This window comes from Pseudomonas sp. FP1740 (genome assembly GCF_030687165.1).
Lineage (GTDB): Bacteria > Pseudomonadota > Gammaproteobacteria > Pseudomonadales > Pseudomonadaceae > Aquipseudomonas.
This window is the reverse complement of the sequence record NZ_CP117461.1, coordinates 3976386-3992476: the sequence shown is the minus strand read 5'-3', so window position 1 is coordinate 3992476 and position 16091 is coordinate 3976386. Positions and strand designations below refer to the sequence as shown.

The window sequence follows — 16091 nt, the reverse complement described above, 5'->3', positions numbered from 1 at the left end:
AATGATTGGTAGCGCTGAAGACTTCAAACGTTATATTGAAAGTGAGATTGAAACCGAAAGAGCCAAGGGGCATGATATGGCCTCCGATGAGGTTTGGTTTGACGTTCTATCAAAATACCCTGAGCTTTCTCGCGAAGTTGTTGCTAATAATACAATCTCGATAGAGGTGCTGGAGCGTCTTTCATTAACTGAGGATGCTTCCGTTCGTTGGGATGTTGCAATGAAGAGGAGAATTAATAGAGCTACCTTTGAGCGATTAGCCTGTGATCAGGATGTAAGCGTTAGGCATCGAATTGCGTGCAATCCTAAAGTGCCTTCGGATATTTTGGCTCAACTTGCATTAGACGAGGATGAGATGGTTTCGGCGGCGGCAAAAAAGCGATTGAAGGATTGAGCTTCATATGTACTGAAGTTTTTTTCGCTTCTATGCCCAAGTGATAAAGCTGGGCGTATACGATGGAATCAAGGAATGATTGACAATCAAGAAACCGATATCGAGCTCCTAGAGTTGTATTTGCTCGACGGAGGGATGTCAATTAATGAAATGGTGCGTCATTACGCAAGGTTCTTGCTTGAGCTCATTCAAAAGGGAAGGCTGAAAAATATATCGGACGAAAAGCTTCAGGGTATGACTTCTTACCTGACGCAGGCATTAGCTCTCAAAACACTAGAGTCAAACGAAGGCTTGAGGAAAGCGTCTTTTGCCCAGCTGTGGCCTATAGAAAAGGAGTATCGAGAATCGGATCCTGCGTTCTCCGCCTTCGTTCGCTGTGTTATTTGCTGCTTTGGAAATGAAGATGATTGGGAGCAAGACGATTCGGGTGAGGAAACGCCCTTATGGTTTTTCCTTTTCTATATTAAAAAAGTTTATCCAGACGTTGGGCCAGAATTCTTTGAGTATTTTCGACGCGCAGGTAACTCCGCCGCTGGAGGAGACTAGTCGTCATGAGTTGCCTGTTTTGAGACGACGAGCCGCCAATGTGAGGCGATCACTTTAATTAAGGATGAACACAATGAAAGACGTCATCCGACTGGGCGACTCCACCAGCCATGGTGGAGTGGTGCTTGAGGCGTTTCCACAAACAGATCTCAACGGCAAACCCATTGCCGGTGTCGGCCATAAGGTCAGTTGTCCTCTATGCAAGGGTGTTTTTCCCATCGCCGAGGGCAGCAGCACTTATTCGGTCGGTGGAGTTGCTGTGGCACTTGACGGTATGAAAACCGCCTGCGGTGCCAGTCTAATTGCCAGTGGCCCTAAAGGGGCCGTCATTAGCTGATGTCTACTCATTTCATCTTGTCGCCACTGGCCGGAGAGGAGTGGGCCTTTCGTCGCGTGATGACCTTGATAACGATCCCAATCTGACAGCGCCAGTACGCGGTATGCAATATTGGCTCAGTAGTGGCACGGATGCGTACCTGGATTTGGATCAGTACAAGAATTGAACCTGCATGACTCGGACGAAGGCTGCATCTGCCTCTTTGCAGTGCTGGTATAGCGGGAAGGCTCGATGACCAGGGAGCTTTTCGTAGTTTTCGCTTGGCGAAATGGTTGGGTTCCACCTGTGCCTCTTTAGTAGGCGTCCGCCCAGTAAGCGACCGGCAAACACGCTTACCGAACTCCAAAATTAAGAGCGATGGTGTCCGCCATCAGCCACGGCATCAATGCCAACGTTATTCGTTACGCCATATTCTTCGTGCGCCCAGATCCTTCCAGCTCACGTTGCTGCCACAAAATCTTTGTTTGAGCCCTACAGGGGGCATGGCATAGGCACTCAGTTGCTGAATGGCGTAACGATTTGGTCCCATTCTATGAACGTGCAGCTTTGGAGTTCAAAGGAGATTTCACTCCCCCAACCGCTCAACAAGGTTTTGCCCTCACTAGAGGTCGTCTGAATTTCTGTTTTACTGGAGAGTTTTTCTCTTGATGAAACCGGTTGTTCCATCAACCGTTTCCTACCTGGACATGCGGGGCCAGTAACAGCTCGGTGTGAAGCTCCGGGGACAATGTACCCGCCGATTTTCGGTACGCCTATCCGCGAGGGGAAGCGGAATCTACCAGCACAACGGTGGTGAGGGGCTAGGAACGAGCGGCTACGACCAACACATGTGAACCTCTGTTAAACGTCGTCATGCTCAACAAGCCAAATGTGCTGACAGGCTTGAACCAAAACGGTACGCGGCCAGGTATGAACCCCTTGATTCCTGGGTCATCATGGACAGTAGGCCGCCGGCGAACAGGAGGGGTCCGCCCCGCTCAGAAATTCAGGCGGAACAGGGTAAGCCCGTAGTGCCGCCGGAAACGGCAGGCGAACCGCAAGGAACGCTGTGGGTGCTGCGGGTAGAGGAATGCGGAAAAAGCGAAAGCCGGCCTGTAATGGGCGGGATACGGGCTGAAACATTGCTCGACTCGAAAGTGGGCAGACTTCCGTAGGGTTATTCATGGCGAGAAACTTGATTAATCGTTACTCGAAGGAAAGCAGATGACGGTTATTGGTAGCGCTGCGAAAACAGAGGCGATCGGTACTGGTGCACCTTCGCACGCTGAAAGGATGTGGCTTCAGACTGACTGGGGTACGAGACGACTATTCTGCGCCAGTTTGCTGGGCTGAGCCTGGAGCGCATTCCCGACGAAACCACCATCCTCAACTTCCGTCGCCTGCTGGAAAAGCACGAGCTGGCGGCAGGGATTCTGGGCGTGATCAATGGCTACCTGGGTGATCGCGGCCTGTCGCTGCGTCAGGGCACCATCGTCGATGCCACGCTGATTCATGCGCCGAGTTCGACCAAGAACCAGGACGGCAAGCGCGACCCGGAAATGCACCAGGCCAAAAAAGGCAATCAATGGTACTTCGGCATGAAGGCCCATATCGGTGTGGATGGCGAGTCGGGCCTGGTGCATAGCGTGGTGGGCACGGCGGCCAATGTGGCCGATGTCACGCAGGTCGATAAGCTGCTGCACGGCGACGAAAACGTGGTCTGTGCCGATGCCGGTTATACCGGAGTGGAGAAACGCCCCGAGCATGAAGGTCGCCAGGTCATCTGGCAGATTGCCGCCCGGCGCAGCACCTACCAGAAATTGGGCAAGCGCAGCGTCCTGTACAAAATCAAGCGCAAGATCGAAAAAGCCAAGGCGCAGGTAAGGGCGAAGGTCGAGCACCCGTTCCGAGTGATCAAGCGCCAGTTCGGTTATGTGAAGACGCGCTTCCGTGGCCTGGCCAAGAACACGGCACAACTGGTGACGCTGTTTGCGCTGTCGAATCTGTGGATGGCTCGCCGACATTTACTGAGCAATGCAGGAGAGGTGCGCCTGGAATGCGGGAAACAGCCGCCGCGAGGTGCTCGCAGCAGCTAAAAAGACGGGAATTAGTGAGTGATCTGAGCGTTTTGGATCGACTCGCCACTTTCAACATCGGCGGTGGCCGAAGTCAGCCAGAAACACTTGGCTACTTCAGACCATCCTTAGATGATTGATGAGTCCGTTTTCATTGTTGATCGACCACTTGCACGACTCGTCGCTTTTAATCGAGGGGGAGAGGGAACTGATAGCACGCTTCACACCACCTAAATACACAATTCTTAGGGGGGCTCTGAAAAAGACTTCCCGATCTGGTGAAATACCCGCCTCAGACGAACTGAACGGTTGAGCTCGATGACACAGGATGGGTATGAGCGAGGTGCGCCTGTAATGCGGGGCGCGCGGTAGATTAAATGGGTTGGATGCAGTTGGGCAGAGATGCAAGCCAGCAATCATGGTGTGCCTGAGTTCAATTGTGCCAGGAAGACAAATACGGTAGAGGAAACCTTATGTTAAATTCGCATACTAGCCCGCATATACTGAGAACACTGCTCGCCTCAAGGCGTTTAACCTTGCAAACCGAACTAGTATCGGGGCCGGTACCTATCATAGGTTTTCAGCGTAATGTATTTTGCTTCTTAACAAATAACATCAGCGCTTTTTGCGCCGATAAGGTAATTCCAGCAGAGCTGTATTGTGATGACATGCCTTTGTGCACCATCGATTTGATATGGCGTGGAACTCAGCATCGAAACAATAATGGAGAGGTTTTTGCTGGTTTTGCAAGTGATGACGCTCGTAGAGAATTCTGGCAAGTACTGCAAGCACTGCGAGACCCTCGAATTCATAACACTGCTGGTCCTGGACCTATTCCACGACTACCTGGCCGAGGTCAATACTCGGAAGATGCACGCCAGGAGCGCCTGATGTTTTTGCGCGAACACACTGGCACCAAACTGGATGTCATTGAAAAGTCCTGCTTTGAGGCGGAGAAACTTAGCCACAACATCGAGTCTTTTATAGGATCAATTGAAATCCCAATAGGGGTCGCGGGCCCGCTTCAGGTGAATTTCCCGGAAGGTGCGGAGCTCGTATATGCACCATTCGCCACCACCGAAGGTGCTCTGGTTGCATCAGCTACACGCGGTGCACTGGCGCTCACCCGCGCCGGGGGGGCTAACGTGGTGGCGCTCGAACAACGCATCATGCGGGTGCCGGTGTTCGAGTTCGACAATCTTAAAGATGCATTGTTTTTTGCCGACTGGATCGAAGCTCACTATGAGCCCATTCGCGATAAAACCCGTGAGGTCTCACGGCGAGCGGAACTCAGGTACGTGGAGCCCGAGTTGTTCGGTCGTAACGTGATTTTGCATTTCGTTTACAGTAGTGGCGATGCAGCAGGCCAAAACATGACCACGACCACAACCTGGCATGCCTGCACTTGGATCAGGGCTCAATTTGCCCATTCACCCGGGCCAGTGATTCGCAATTTCATGATAGATGTTAACTCCAGTGATAAACGCGTGTCGTATCGAAGCTTTATTCACGGTCGTGGTACCCGTGTGATCGTTGAGTGCCTTCTGCCTGCCGAGGTTGTGCGGCAGGTCCTCAAGGTTGAACCTAAACAACTGCTGTGGGGGTATCGCAATTTCGCCGCGACGAACAGCGCTGCTGGGGCGATCGGTATCAATATCAACATCGCCAATGCTATTGCTGCAATTTTTGCTGCCACTGGTCAGGATCTAGCCTGCGTGCACGAATCCTCGTTGGGCTTGTTGCAGCTGCATTCGGCCGAAAACGATGCCGTTTATGCCAGCCTGTTGCTACCCGGACTATTGGTCGGCACCGTGGGTGGTGGCACCGGCTTGGCCCCACAACGCCAAGGACTGGAGCTGATTGGATGTGCAGGAAACGGCAAATCAGCACGTCTTGCACAAATCATTGGTGCCTTTTGTCTCGCACTGGATTTGTCCACATTATCGGCAGTGGCAGCCGGCCATTTTGCAGATGCGCACGAACGTATGGGGCGCAATCGACCTGATGAGGCAACCCAGTGATGCCCACTAATTCTGAAGGACGTCCTCACGGGGTTGCCGACGCAGCGGGCGAGTGAGGTTGCGGAGCTGCTGCCGCATAGGTGGCGACCGGTTTAGTTGCGCAAGACGGGGTGCCCGGACGTACATGGACGCCCCCTGTTTGCCAAGCTTTCATTTAGAAACGGTTTGAAGGTAAAGATTGCACCCGTACATCCGGACTTTCACTACGAGACGTGCTCGTTGTCCCTGATGGGTTCTGCTGGTCAGCGCCTCAATCGCATACACGCACTCTAAGTGCCTCGTCCGGCGAGGGTTGTGCCGACCACGGTCTTACCTGTCTTGCCATCACTAAGTGATTGCCAGTGCAATCGGTGGTGTTATCTACCTCGATGAAGCTCCGACGACTCGTCTATGCCGTCATCAACGAATGCCGATAATTCGGTTGGTACTCGCTTTTGTGGGTTAGTAAAGCCCAAACGATCCTGGCCGTCTTGTTGGCCAAGGCTACGGCAGCAACATTGATATTGCGTCGTTTGATTAGCTTGACCAGCCAGCTATCGGGATCGTTTTTCTGGCCGGCCCGGTAGATCACTGAACGGGAACCATGAATCATCAAGGTTCGCAGATACGCGTCTCCGCGTTTGCTCATGCCTAGCAACGTTGGCCTTCCACCGCTGGAATGCTGCCGAGGCACAAGACCTAACCAGGCAGCCAATTGCCGTCCGTTTTTAAAGTTCTTCGCATCGCCGATAGAGGCGACTAACGCACTGGCAGTCAGCGGGCCAATGCCCGGTATTCTTTCTAATTGGCGGCTAATCTCTTCGGCCCGGTGCCACGCCTTGATCTGCGCTTCCAGCTCCTCAACCTCTTTATCCAGCACCTTGAAGTGCTCGATCAGTCGCTCAATAAGCTGACGGAACGAGACCGGCAGCTCATTAGTCGCGCCGCGCCTTCGATTACGCACTGGAGCCTCGTAGTAATGTGGGCGATTCCTTGAGGCACAATAAGACCAAAACTTTCGGTGCGGCGTTACCGCTGTCCCTGATGGAATCCGCTGGCCGAGTTCTCAATAGATCCGTGTGCTCATGGCACGCTGTGCGGGTCAGATTTTCTTGGCCACGGTCTTACCAGTTTTGCCATCAATTCATGATCACCTGAGCAATCAATAGCGTTGGTCTACTACAGGGTTGAGTTGACGTCTTCAAGCCGCTCCGATTACGCGACGACGGTCGTGTAATCGGAGCGGAACTCGCGGTCACCGGCCAACAAGGCCCATATAATTCGGGCGTTTTTATTAGCCAGTGCAACGGCTGCCACATTGGCGTTACGCCGCTTAAGTAGCCGGCCAAGCCAGCTGTCAGAAATCTCTTTTCGCTGTGCTGCGTAGATCATCGACCGTGCCCCCTGGATCAGTAGCGTCCGTAGATAGGAGTCCCCCCGCTTACTCATCCCCAACAGCACTGTTTTACCACCAGTGGAGTTCTGCTTCGGCACCAGCCCAAGCCAAGCACTCACCTGTCGGCCATTCTTGAAACTCTTGGCATCGCCAAGAGAGGCTACCATCGCACTGGCCGTGATTGGCCCAATGCCAGGAATCTTGGCCAGCTTGCGGCTGTTTTCGTTCACGCGATGCCAGGCGACAATTTGACTCTCGATCTCATGACCCTGATGATCGAACCCCTTCAACTGTTCCAGTAGACGCTGCAAAAGCAGACGAAACGAGCTCGGCAACTCGTTGTGCTCATCCTCAATAAGCTCCGGCACACGCTTGGCGACATGTGCGATGCCTGAATCGCCCCGGGTTTCGTAGACACCTCTTTGCCTTAAACTGAGGCCAATTAGGAGGTGCCATGAGCAACCCGCATTACCCCGAAGAATTCAAAATCCAAGCGGTCAATCAAGTGACCGAAAAGAAGCTACCCGTCGCTGATGTGGCGGCGCGTCTTGGCGTGTCGACGCATAGCCTCTATGCCTGGATAAAGCGCTACAGCAAACCTCAGGCAGAACGGCAGCAAGACGATGATCAGCACGCTGAACTGCGTCGTCTGCGAGCCGAACTCAAGCGGGTCACCGAAGAGCGAGACATCTTAAAAAAGGCCGCCGCGTACTTTGCCAAGGAGTGCGGTTGAAGTACGCCTTTATCAAGCAGCGAGCGGGCGACTATTCCATTCGACGGCTTTGCCTGACGCTGAAAGTCCATCCCAGTGGTTATTACGCTTGGTTGTCTGAGCCGCAATCTGCACGCGCTAAAGACGATCAGCGATTACTGGGTTTGATCAAGCATTCCTGGTTGGAGAGCGGCGGCGTTTATGGCTATCGCAAAATCCATGACGATCTGCGCGAGGTCGGTGAGGATTGTGGTCGTCATCGTGTGGCGAGGCTGATGCGTCTTGAAGGTCTGCGTTCTCAGACAGGTTATCGACGCCGCCCTGGAAAGTACGGCGGTAAGCCAGCGGTCGCCTCACCCAATTTGCTGAAGCGCCAGTTCGATGTCGTGGAACCCAACAAGGTTTGGGTCACCGACATCACCTACATTCGTACGTATGAAGGCTGGTTGTATTTGGCGGTGGTGCTTGATCTGTTTTCTCGTCAGGTCGTTGGCTGGTCAATGAAAGCGCAGATGACCAGTGATTTGGCTATTGACGCTTTGTTGATGGCGGTTTGGAGGCGTAAACCTAAGCAAGAGGTGATGGTTCATTCCGACCAAGGCAGCCAATACAGCAGCTCCGATTGGCGCAGCTTTTTAAAGGCAAACAATTTGGTTGCCAGTATGAGTCGCCGAGGCAACTGTCATGACAACGCCGTGGCCGAGAGCTTTTTCCAGCTTCTGAAACGGGAACGGATCAAGCGAAAAATCTACACCACGCGGGAAGATGCTCGGAGTGATGTGTTCGATTACATCGAGATGTTCTACAACGTAAAACGCCGCCATGGTTTCAACAATCAGCTGTCACCGGTAGAGTTTGAAAAGCGTTACGCAATAAGCTTGCAAGGTGTCTAGAGAATCCGGGGCGATTCAAGATATTGGCCAGCAGCGGTGAAATAGGCGCACCTTGTGGGGTGCCCTGCTTCGCCGGGATTCGCTTTCCATTCTCGATAACGCCAGTACGGAGCCATCGAGCTATCAACCCTAACACTCGCCTATCTGCGATTCGGTGTTGCAAGAAGCACATCATCCATTCGTGATCGATCGTGTCAAAGAACGCACGAATATCCACGTCCAATATCCACCGAACCCGAGAGTTCTGTATTCCCACCGACAAAGCATCCAATGCATCGTGTTGCCCTCGACCAGGGCGAAACCCATACGAGAGTCCGAGAAAATTCTGCTCATAGATCGCATTGAGCACCTGCACTACTGCTGTCTGGACGATCTTGTCTTCCAGCGCGGTGACACACAGCAGTCGCTCGCTGCCATCTGCCTTCGGGACGAAAACCCGTCGAACAGGTTTGGCTCGGTACCGCCCACTGTGCACTTTGTCATGCAAGGTTTTCAGTTTCTCTTGAAGATCTTGCTCGTACTCTCGCCACGATATTCCATCCACACCACAGGCGGCGTCTCGCTTGAGGTTGTAAAAACTCTCGCGTAGTTGTAGCTGCTTGCAATCGAAAACGGGCATGCTTGCAATCAACGCTATTTCAGGCTCGGATTAATTGCGACTGAAGCAGCCTCTGTGCTCGCATTAGCTGCAACTGTGCTTGCATTCAGCGCCGTGTGCTTGCAATCGATTTCCGCGTGCTCACTTTATGTGCGACTGACGGCCCGTCCATCAAACGCTGGTTTGTTGGACGTTAAGCTGTGATGGGGCTTTCGCTCCGAAATCCGCACTGACTGTGTCCAGTAACTGTTTCCAGATTTCAATATCCAGCTAAGCTGATTATCTATTGAATATCTGGACGAAATCATGCTGATTGGATATGCCCGAGTCTCAACCGATGATCAACTCCTCGATCTGCAACGCGGTGCGTTGCACAAAGCAGGCTGCGAGCGTGTGTTCGAAGACATCGGCAGCGGCGCCAAGGCCGAACGGGTTGGCCTGACCGCTTTGCTGACCACGCTGCGCCGGGGCGACACCGTGGTGATTTGGCGTCAGGATCGTCTTGGGCGCTCGCTGAAGGATCTGATTCGACTGGTCGAGCAACTGGACGCTGCAGGCGTTGGTTTGCGCAGCTTGCAGGAAAGCATCGACACGGTCTCGATTGGTGGACGCTTAGTGTTTCATCTGTTTGGTGCTCTGGCAGAATTCGAGCGCAATTTGATTCGTGAGCGCACCCAAGCAGGGCTATCAGCAGCACGTGCTCGCGGACGCAAGGGGGGACGCAAGAAACGGCTCGATCCGGCCAAGCAAGAACTGGCCCTAAGTCTTTACCACGAACGAAAACACACCCTGGCAGAAATCTGCCGCTTGATGGGCATCGGTCGTTCAACGCTCTACAACTATCTGACCGAGACTGAACGCAATGTCCAGCGGGCGGCATAGTGCCATCCCTGACGATTCGCTGACGCAGTTGCGGCAGCGGCTTGACCGGTTGCCGAAAAAAAGTCCGGAGCGGACTACCCAGGTGGCCGCTTTAGCGCAGTTGTATGGTGTGTCTCCCAGCACCGTGTACCGGGCGCTGAACCTCATCCATAAACCCTATTCAGTCCACCGGGCCGATCACGGCAAGCCCCGTGTGTTGCAGAAAGCCGAGCTGGAGCGCTACTGCGAGCTGATTGCGGCACTGAAGTTACGCACGACGAACAAGCAGGGGCGACATTTATCAACTCGTCGCGCCATTGAGTTGTTGGAAGACTATGGGGTAGAAACCGAGCAGGGACTGGTCAAAGTACCCAATGGCGTGCTGAGACGTCCGACCATCGATCACTACTTATCCTTGTGGGGACTGGATCAAACTCGCCTGTTGCGACAGCCACCGGCCACACGTTTTCAAGCGGAAAACAGCAACGACTGTTGGCAGTTTGACCTGTCACCCTCGGACCTTAAGCACATCGACAAACCGGACTGGATCGACCCGAGCAGGGGCATGCCGACACTGATGCTGTTCAGTGTGGTGGACGACCGCAGTGGTGTGGCTTATCAGGAATACCGCTGTGTCTACGGTGAGGACGCGGAGTCTGCGCTACGCTTCTTGTTCAACGCTATGGCGCCGAAGGCTGACCCGGGCTTTCCATTTCAAGGCCGTCCAAAGATGATTTATCTGGACAACGGTCCGGTCGCCAAGCGCCGAGTCTTCCAGAACGTCATGCAGGCGCTGGGCATCGAATGGCAAACCCACATCCCTGCGGGCAAGGATGGAACACGCACCACTGCGCGCTCAAAGGGCAAGGTTGAGCGCCGTTCCGCACGGTAAAAGAAGCCCACGAGACGCTGTATCACTTCCACAAGCAAGAAACCGAAACGCAGGCCAACGAGTGGCTGATGCGTTACCTGGTGCGCACCTACAACGTGCAGCCCCATCGTAGCGAGCCGCATTCGCGGATTGAGGACTGGCAGTCCAATCTACCCGATGAAGGCATTCGTGGAATGTGCACTTGGGAGCAATTCTGCCGCTTTGCCGTGAGCCTGAACGGCGTAAGGTGGGTGTCGATGCACGGGTCACGGTTGATGGCACCGCTTTTGAGGTGGAGCCAGACATGGCTGGCGAGTTTGTAGTGTTGCTGTGGGGGCTGTTCGATAACGAACTCTATGCCGAATTCGGCGGTGAGCGATTCGGGCCTTACTATCCGGTGTCCGGACCGATTCCGCTGCATCGGTACCGAGCGTTCAAGCGTGGCAAAGTCGATGAACGATCTGACCGCATCCGTTCACTTGCCGATCAGTTGGGGTTGCCTATCGCTGCGCTGGCCGGTAACGATGTGCGGCTGGCCCCCTCCATTGCCTCATGGGAAACATTGAATCGCTTAGGTGGCATGAGGCGTGTGCAGAGCCATTTGATAGGTTTGAATAACCATTTCCAGTTCCAGAGAGCGACCCCTATCCCTACCAACGACAGTAGCCAGCCTGGTGTGAGGCTTTCAAAACTTTCCATATCCATTCCATTGCAATTTCCAGAGGCGCCGATAATACGTCAGCAGGCCCTAGCGTCGCTGCTCATCCTGTAGTTTGTAGCTTACGATTTTTCAGAATTCTGCAGGCTCCCCTTTTTCAGCGCGGAGCTTTCACCAGGTCATTCGCACGCTGCCAAAACGCATCGGCTTGGAGTTGGCTGAGCGCGCCGTCTTTGACGAACTGGGCGAGCCATCCTTCGAGTTTGCCGACCTGTGCTGGCCTTTTAGCCAGGGGCATACTAAGGGTAAACACCATACTTCGCGCTACGTCACGGTCACGAATCACCAGCTTATTGAATTTGATCGCCGCAAAAAGATCATCGGTGAATTGCCCGGCGAGCCGATCTTTGGTGCGCAGATCCGTCAGGCGTTGTTGCAGGAGTTTTTCTTCAAGGCTGGCCATCACTCTTCCCTAAGGAAACTCTGAAAAAGACTTCCCTATCTGGTGAAATACCCACCACGCACAAACGGAACAGTTGAGCCCCGATGTCACGGCACGGTTGTCGATGCAACGATCATTCATGCGCCGAGTTCGACCAAGAACAAGGACGGTAAACGCGACCCTGAAATGCATCAGACGAAGAAAGGAAACCAATATTTCTTCGGGATGAAAGCGCACATCGGCGTCGACGCCGAATCCGGCTTGGTGCATAGCCTGGTGGGCACCGCAGCGAATGTAGCGGACGTGACACAGGTCGATCAGTTACTGCACGGCGAGGAAACTTACGTGTGCGGGGATGCGGGTTACACCGGAGTGGACAAACGCCCAGAGCATCAGGGCCGCCAGATGATCTGGTCGATTGCCGCCCGGCCCAGCAGCTATAAAAAGCACGCGAAAAAGAGTTTGATCGGGCGCATGCGACGCAAGATCGAATACGCGAAAGCGCAGGTACGGGCCAAGGTTGAACATCCGTTTCGCGTGATCAAGCGCCAGTTTGGCTATACGAAAGTGCGCTTTCGTGGCTTGTCGAAAAACATCGATCAACAGACAACCTTGTTCGCTTTGTCGAATCTGTGGATGGTGCGAAAACGGTTGATGGGTATGGGCGAGATGCGTCTGTAATGCGGGCTGATCGCCCTGAAGCAGCGCGATCAGAGGAAAGAACCATGAATTAAGGGTAAGAAAGGTCTGATTTTCGACCGACTTATGATTTTTTGAGCCTCAAGTAGCGAAGGCATGAAAAATCGGTGGGTACTTCAGACCTCCCCTAAGAATTAACGCGTTAACTCTAAAACCGGCATCTACATGTGGCGGCTCGCGTTTGAAAACACGCTGGCTCGCATTCAGCGGCATTTCTGGCTCACATTAACTGCAACCAGCCAAAGCCGCCGGCTCACATTAATTGCAAATGAGCTTGCATTCCACGGAACGAGCTCGCATTTCATCGCGACAGGCGCACATTATTTGTGACTGATCGGCCGTCCATCAAACGTTCGGTTAACGGACTTATAGGAATGACTTTATGACAAAGCTGTTTTTACAGCGTTGTTTTGGGTGCGGGATTTCTTTTGCCCGCCTGAACCGCCGAGGATGCTTGGAAGGTTTGCGCTGGATCGGACGTTAAGTGTGCTGAAAAGAAATGGCTTAGAGGCCCACCACTATTTTACTGAAATCAGCATTGGGATAAAGAACTGTCCGATGCTGTCAGGTTGTTTGGTGATGCTGGTTTGTAGTGGAGAAATCGGTCACGTTGTTAGCAAAATGACCGGTCACGATGAGCGAAATACGCACTGTGGTCATGAGGATCCGCGCCGGCTGGCGTGATTCGAGTTTGTAGGCTATTTGTAGCGACCGTAAACGCGGCAAGGTTGGTCGGCATTTCTCCTGAAATACGTGGCTACTTCAGACCATCCCTAGCAAAAATACCGTCACTGAAATCGTCCGAAGACATCGTGAAAACGTTTAGGGTGTCATTTCGCCCCAGCCGGAACCGACCCCAGATACGCACCTCAAAGGACTCACCTCGTATCCTTGGGTCCAGCTTTTTTGCGCCGCCGCAAACCTTCTTCAGCCCTACGAAGTTCAAGTCCAGTTGTATCCGTATTAGTTCTTGATAATGAATCCCCGATCTTGTCAGCGGCGGCATTAGCCCCGGCAATGATCAACTGAGGAACAGCCTGCGTAACGGCGCGGGGAACGTGTTGAGTGATGTTCTCAGCCAGTCTGGCTTTTGTACCTATTGGTTGGCTATGCGCTAAGGTCGTACGGTCAGGATGGCGCAAATTCTGCCAGGGTACCTGGGCTCGGGTTGCAGGATTGTCCCTTCCGCCATTGAGCGCCTTATTTTCAGCCGCCGCCTGATTATTTGCAAAAAAAGGTTGCAAGGTTAGACCAGACTGAAAATACGTGGCCACGACGTGGGCGACCTTCTTGCGAACGCTTGGCTCATCCCCCAGTCCGGCGGCTTTCGCCAGGGCCGTGCTCATGGCGACACCCTCGCCCAAGCTCAGGATACGGCCCGCCAAGTCGTTGTAGGTCCCCATCTTGGTGGGATCGAGTTGAATGCCTACGGCGCGGAAGGTATCCCCCAGCGCTTTGCTGAAGTCCCGAGTATCTTTGGCGACACTGTGGGTTGGGATCTTTTCGTCACCATGAGCTTGCGAGTACTTGGCGACCGCTTGGGCGCCGGCCATGGCGGTACCACCGATGCCCGAGAACAGCGCCCTGGCATGTACGCTACCAGCATTGAGTGCCGTGAACTGGTCTAGCAGGTCACGTACCCCGTGCGCGCCGCCAAACGCCGTGAAGCCCGTAAAATCGCCGCTCATCGTGCCGAAGTAGTTGGCGTTTTGCATCGTTTTGTATTCGTTGCGCTTGGTTGTTTGTATGGTGTTCTGGGCATCGCGATTGGGATTGGCGACCCGCTGACCATCATTGCCCGCCACTACTTTGAGCGCCTTGGGATAAACCTTCAGGGGGTCGGCCTTGGCGACGTTGAGGCCGATACTCTGGTCCATGACCAATTGGATGAACGGTCGCACCGCGTCGCTGACGACTTTATGGGTGATGCCAAGCCCGGCGCCCGTCGCGGCGACGTGGCCGAGGAACGGCGCACCGATATCGTCCATGCGTTTGTCGATAACCGAACGGGTGTAGCCGAAGTGAAGATACGAAGCGCCCCCTTGGGGCACGCCCTGGCCCGCGAAGATACGGCCGGCGATCACCGCATTGTTGGCCTCTGCCTTGAGTTTGCCGACGTATTTATCGCGGCCGATATTGTTGAGACTAGTGTTTAAATTCTCGTTGGCTTTCGTCGCCTTTTGCAGGTCGGTTGGGCCGGTGGGGTTGGCGTGGTCGGCCACCCTGAGTAGCGAGAAGTCGGCGTTGGCCTTTTTTAGTTGCGACAGTTCGTCCTGGGCGACCGCGCGTTCGGTTTCTGACCGAGAAGTGTCCTTGACGGCGGCGTGGGCGTGGGCAATACGAGAATCGAAGAAATTGCTCATCAGGCTGGGCAACTCTTCGTTAATTTGCTTGGCGACGCCTGCAGCGTAGCTATTGAACGCCGTGCGGCTATTTCTGATGTGGACTTGGTCTTCTACCGAAGCGCCCTCGAGCGCTTTGTCATACAGCGAATGGTAGAAACCGAGGGTGTCGCCCACCCGCCCGACGTGTTTGTCGAAGACAGCTTGAAAGCCGCTGTCCTGTTGCGCGGCTTCTTCATTCTTAGTGAGGTATTCGGCGAGATCTCGGTTCAGTGCTTCGAGCTCTGACTGCCCCGACAACTCCGGGTGGGGGTGATGGCCAAGGGTGGCTAGGTATTGCTGCACCTGCTTGTAGCTCGCCTCCGGCGCGGCTCTGAGAATCTTGCCCTCCAATGCCATGTGTGCTCGGGCGTACTCGACGCCGTGGGTCTGGTGGTTCATTTTGCCGAGCTTGGTCGCGTCGGCCTGCAAGCGCTTAAGCAAGCCTTGCAGCTTTTTCGCTTGTTCGGCGCTGCCACTGCCGAAATGGTAGGGCACGACCGGCGTATGCGAAACATGGACCTGGGCGGCCAATCCACGGGGGGCTGGAGCGATCTGATCGTCTTGATGCAGTGAAAGGAGCTGGACCCTGGAGGTCGAGGCGCTGATGCGTGGGTCTGTCATGTCTGTCTCCCTAGCTCGAAAGCACGGTGTTCAGGCCTAGAACCCGTTTGCTTGCCTTCGACAGACGTGGAGGCTTTGCTTTGGCTCGCCTGATACCCATCAAGGAAGTAGTTCTTGCGCCACACCCAGGCCATGTCGGCGATGCCGCCCATCAACCCGAGCAGCTGCTCGGCAGTAAGGTTTTCCATCATGGCGTGGCCGGTCAGGACGACCTGCTGGCTGTCGGCGTTATAGGCCAGAGCCGGGCTGAACGGTCCGCTGAACAGCAGTAGATTGGCTTCGAGCAGGCGCTGCAGGATCACTTCACGGTTCGCCTTGGGCAGCGACCCGTAACTGCAATAAATGAAAACCTCACCCTCGCCGACGCTAGGGTTGTGGCGCAAGGTGAAGTCAACCTCCTTGACCGATAGGTTCGCGTGCTCATAGAACGCCGAGGGATTCGAAATCATCGTCAGCTCGCAGAGCTGATCAATCAATTTGGCATAGGCAGGGGTCGTCACAATAGGACTCGTCTTATATTTGTTGGTATCGCGGACGTATCCGTTTATCTATGTCGTTTGACAACCGATTAGGTTCCACAGTGCGAATGGCCCCCGGTGTCAGGGGGAGGGTAATTAACTCCATG

The 16091-nt window shown here is 54.1% G+C and carries 11 protein-coding genes and 5 pseudogenes; 9 read left to right on the top strand and 7 right to left on the bottom strand.

The features are described 5' to 3' along the window. Position 1: 1 nt before the first annotated feature. The 3 genes from PSH69_RS17840 to PSH69_RS17830 all read left to right on the top strand — a co-directional run bounded on the left by PSH69_RS17840 (position 2) and on the right by PSH69_RS17830 (position 1277). Positions 2-394 carry a hypothetical protein gene (locus PSH69_RS17840; RefSeq protein ID WP_305409290.1) on the top strand — a complete coding sequence of 131 codons (393 nt, stop codon included), beginning with the start codon at positions 2-4 and terminating at the stop codon, positions 392-394. 75 nt (positions 395-469) lie between these two features. Further along, positions 470-940, top strand: coding sequence for a hypothetical protein (locus tag PSH69_RS17835; protein WP_305409289.1), 471 nt, complete (start codon positions 470-472; stop codon positions 938-940). Between the two features lie 73 nt (positions 941-1013). Further along, the gene (locus PSH69_RS17830; protein WP_305409288.1) at positions 1014-1277 is read left to right on the top strand and encodes a PAAR domain-containing protein; all 264 of its coding nucleotides are present in this window, start codon (positions 1014-1016) and stop codon (positions 1275-1277) included. Between the two features lie 495 nt (positions 1278-1772). Here PSH69_RS17830 and PSH69_RS17825 read toward each other — a convergent pair whose 3' ends face one another. Then, positions 1773-1943, bottom strand: coding sequence for a hypothetical protein (locus PSH69_RS17825; protein WP_305409287.1), 171 nt, complete (start codon positions 1941-1943; stop codon positions 1773-1775). Positions 1944-2572: 629 nt separating this feature from the next. Here PSH69_RS17825 and PSH69_RS17820 point away from each other — a divergent pair. Both PSH69_RS17820 and PSH69_RS17815 read left to right on the top strand, forming a co-directional pair. Beyond that, positions 2573-3352, top strand: a pseudogene (locus PSH69_RS17820) (IS5 family transposase); the annotation flags it as partial. Positions 3353-4221: 869 nt separating this feature from the next. Beyond that, complete coding sequence (locus PSH69_RS17815) at positions 4222-5352, top strand: hypothetical protein (protein ID WP_305409286.1); 1131 nt, start codon at positions 4222-4224, stop codon at positions 5350-5352. Between the two features lie 388 nt (positions 5353-5740). Here the strand turns inward: PSH69_RS17815 and PSH69_RS17810 are convergent. Further along, a pseudogene (locus PSH69_RS17810) lies at positions 5741-6345 on the bottom strand (IS110 family transposase); the annotation flags it as partial. Between the two features lie 201 nt (positions 6346-6546). Continuing rightward, a pseudogene (locus tag PSH69_RS17805) lies at positions 6547-7119 on the bottom strand (IS110 family transposase); the annotation flags it as partial. 62 nt (positions 7120-7181) lie between these two features. Between PSH69_RS17805 and PSH69_RS17800 the strand changes: the two are divergent. Further along, positions 7182-8332 (top strand): IS3 family transposase gene (locus PSH69_RS17800; RefSeq protein WP_305409271.1). Its coding sequence is split into 2 segments (ribosomal slippage): positions 7182-7416 and positions 7416-8332, totalling 1152 coding nucleotides; the frame shifts between segments, so codons are not numbered across the junction. Here the strand turns inward: PSH69_RS17800 and PSH69_RS17795 are convergent. After that, the gene (locus PSH69_RS17795) at positions 8268-8951 is read right to left on the bottom strand and encodes a reverse transcriptase domain-containing protein (protein WP_305409285.1); all 684 of its coding nucleotides are present in this window, start codon (positions 8949-8951) and stop codon (positions 8268-8270) included. The two genes, PSH69_RS17800 and PSH69_RS17795, sit on opposite strands and share 65 nt — an antisense overlap. A gap of 285 nt (positions 8952-9236) precedes the next feature. Between PSH69_RS17795 and PSH69_RS17790 the strand changes: the two genes are divergently transcribed. Continuing rightward, positions 9237-9812: a recombinase family protein gene (locus PSH69_RS17790; protein ID WP_305409284.1), complete on the top strand. Its 576-nt coding sequence runs from the start codon at positions 9237-9239 to the stop codon at positions 9810-9812. A gap of 4 nt (positions 9813-9816) precedes the next feature. Beyond that, a pseudogene (locus PSH69_RS17785) lies at positions 9817-11215 on the top strand (IS481 family transposase); the annotation flags it as partial. 262 nt (positions 11216-11477) lie between these two features. Here the strand turns inward: PSH69_RS17785 and PSH69_RS17780 are convergent. Further along, a complete protein-coding gene (locus PSH69_RS17780; RefSeq protein ID WP_305409283.1) occupies positions 11478-11783 on the bottom strand; it encodes a hypothetical protein in 306 nt (101 codons plus the stop codon). Between the two features lie 90 nt (positions 11784-11873). Between PSH69_RS17780 and PSH69_RS17775 the strand changes: the two are divergent. Further along, positions 11874-12443, top strand: a pseudogene (locus tag PSH69_RS17775) (IS5 family transposase); the annotation flags it as partial. 896 nt (positions 12444-13339) lie between these two features. On the opposite strand, the gene PSH69_RS17770 reads toward PSH69_RS17775, so the two are convergent. Then, the gene (locus tag PSH69_RS17770; protein WP_305409282.1) at positions 13340-15466 is read right to left on the bottom strand and encodes a type III effector; all 2127 of its coding nucleotides are present in this window, start codon (positions 15464-15466) and stop codon (positions 13340-13342) included. Then, positions 15463-15915 (bottom strand): CesT family type III secretion system chaperone, encoded by a 453-nt coding sequence (locus PSH69_RS17765; RefSeq protein WP_305409281.1) that lies wholly within the window; start codon positions 15913-15915, stop codon positions 15463-15465. Before PSH69_RS17765 ends, PSH69_RS17770 begins: the two co-directional genes overlap by 4 nt. Positions 15916-16091: the final 176 nt, after the last annotated feature.

Bases quoted from the DNA above. Each gene is read 5' to 3' on its own strand.
- PSH69_RS17780 (WP_305409283.1), bottom strand. From the start codon at position 11,783: ATGGCCAGCCTTGAAGAAAAACTCCTGCAACAACGCCTGACGGATCTG.
- PSH69_RS17825 (WP_305409287.1), bottom strand. From the start codon at position 1,943: ATGGAACAACCGGTTTCATCAAGAGAAAAACTCTCCAGTAAAACAGAA.
- PSH69_RS17815 (WP_305409286.1), top strand. From the start codon at position 4,222: ATGTTTTTGCGCGAACACACTGGCACCAAACTGGATGTCATTGAAAAG.
- PSH69_RS17790 (WP_305409284.1), top strand. From the start codon at position 9,237: ATGCTGATTGGATATGCCCGAGTCTCAACCGATGATCAACTCCTCGAT.
- PSH69_RS17830 (WP_305409288.1), top strand. From the start codon at position 1,014: ATGAAAGACGTCATCCGACTGGGCGACTCCACCAGCCATGGTGGAGTG.
- PSH69_RS17840 (WP_305409290.1), top strand. From the start codon at position 2: ATGATTGGTAGCGCTGAAGACTTCAAACGTTATATTGAAAGTGAGATT.
- PSH69_RS17770 (WP_305409282.1), bottom strand. From the start codon at position 15,466: ATGACAGACCCACGCATCAGCGCCTCGACCTCCAGGGTCCAGCTCCTT.
- PSH69_RS17835 (WP_305409289.1), top strand. From the start codon at position 470: ATGATTGACAATCAAGAAACCGATATCGAGCTCCTAGAGTTGTATTTG.
- PSH69_RS17795 (WP_305409285.1), bottom strand. From the start codon at position 8,951: ATGCCCGTTTTCGATTGCAAGCAGCTACAACTACGCGAGAGTTTTTAC.
- PSH69_RS17765 (WP_305409281.1), bottom strand. From the start codon at position 15,915: ATGATTTCGAATCCCTCGGCGTTCTATGAGCACGCGAACCTATCGGTC.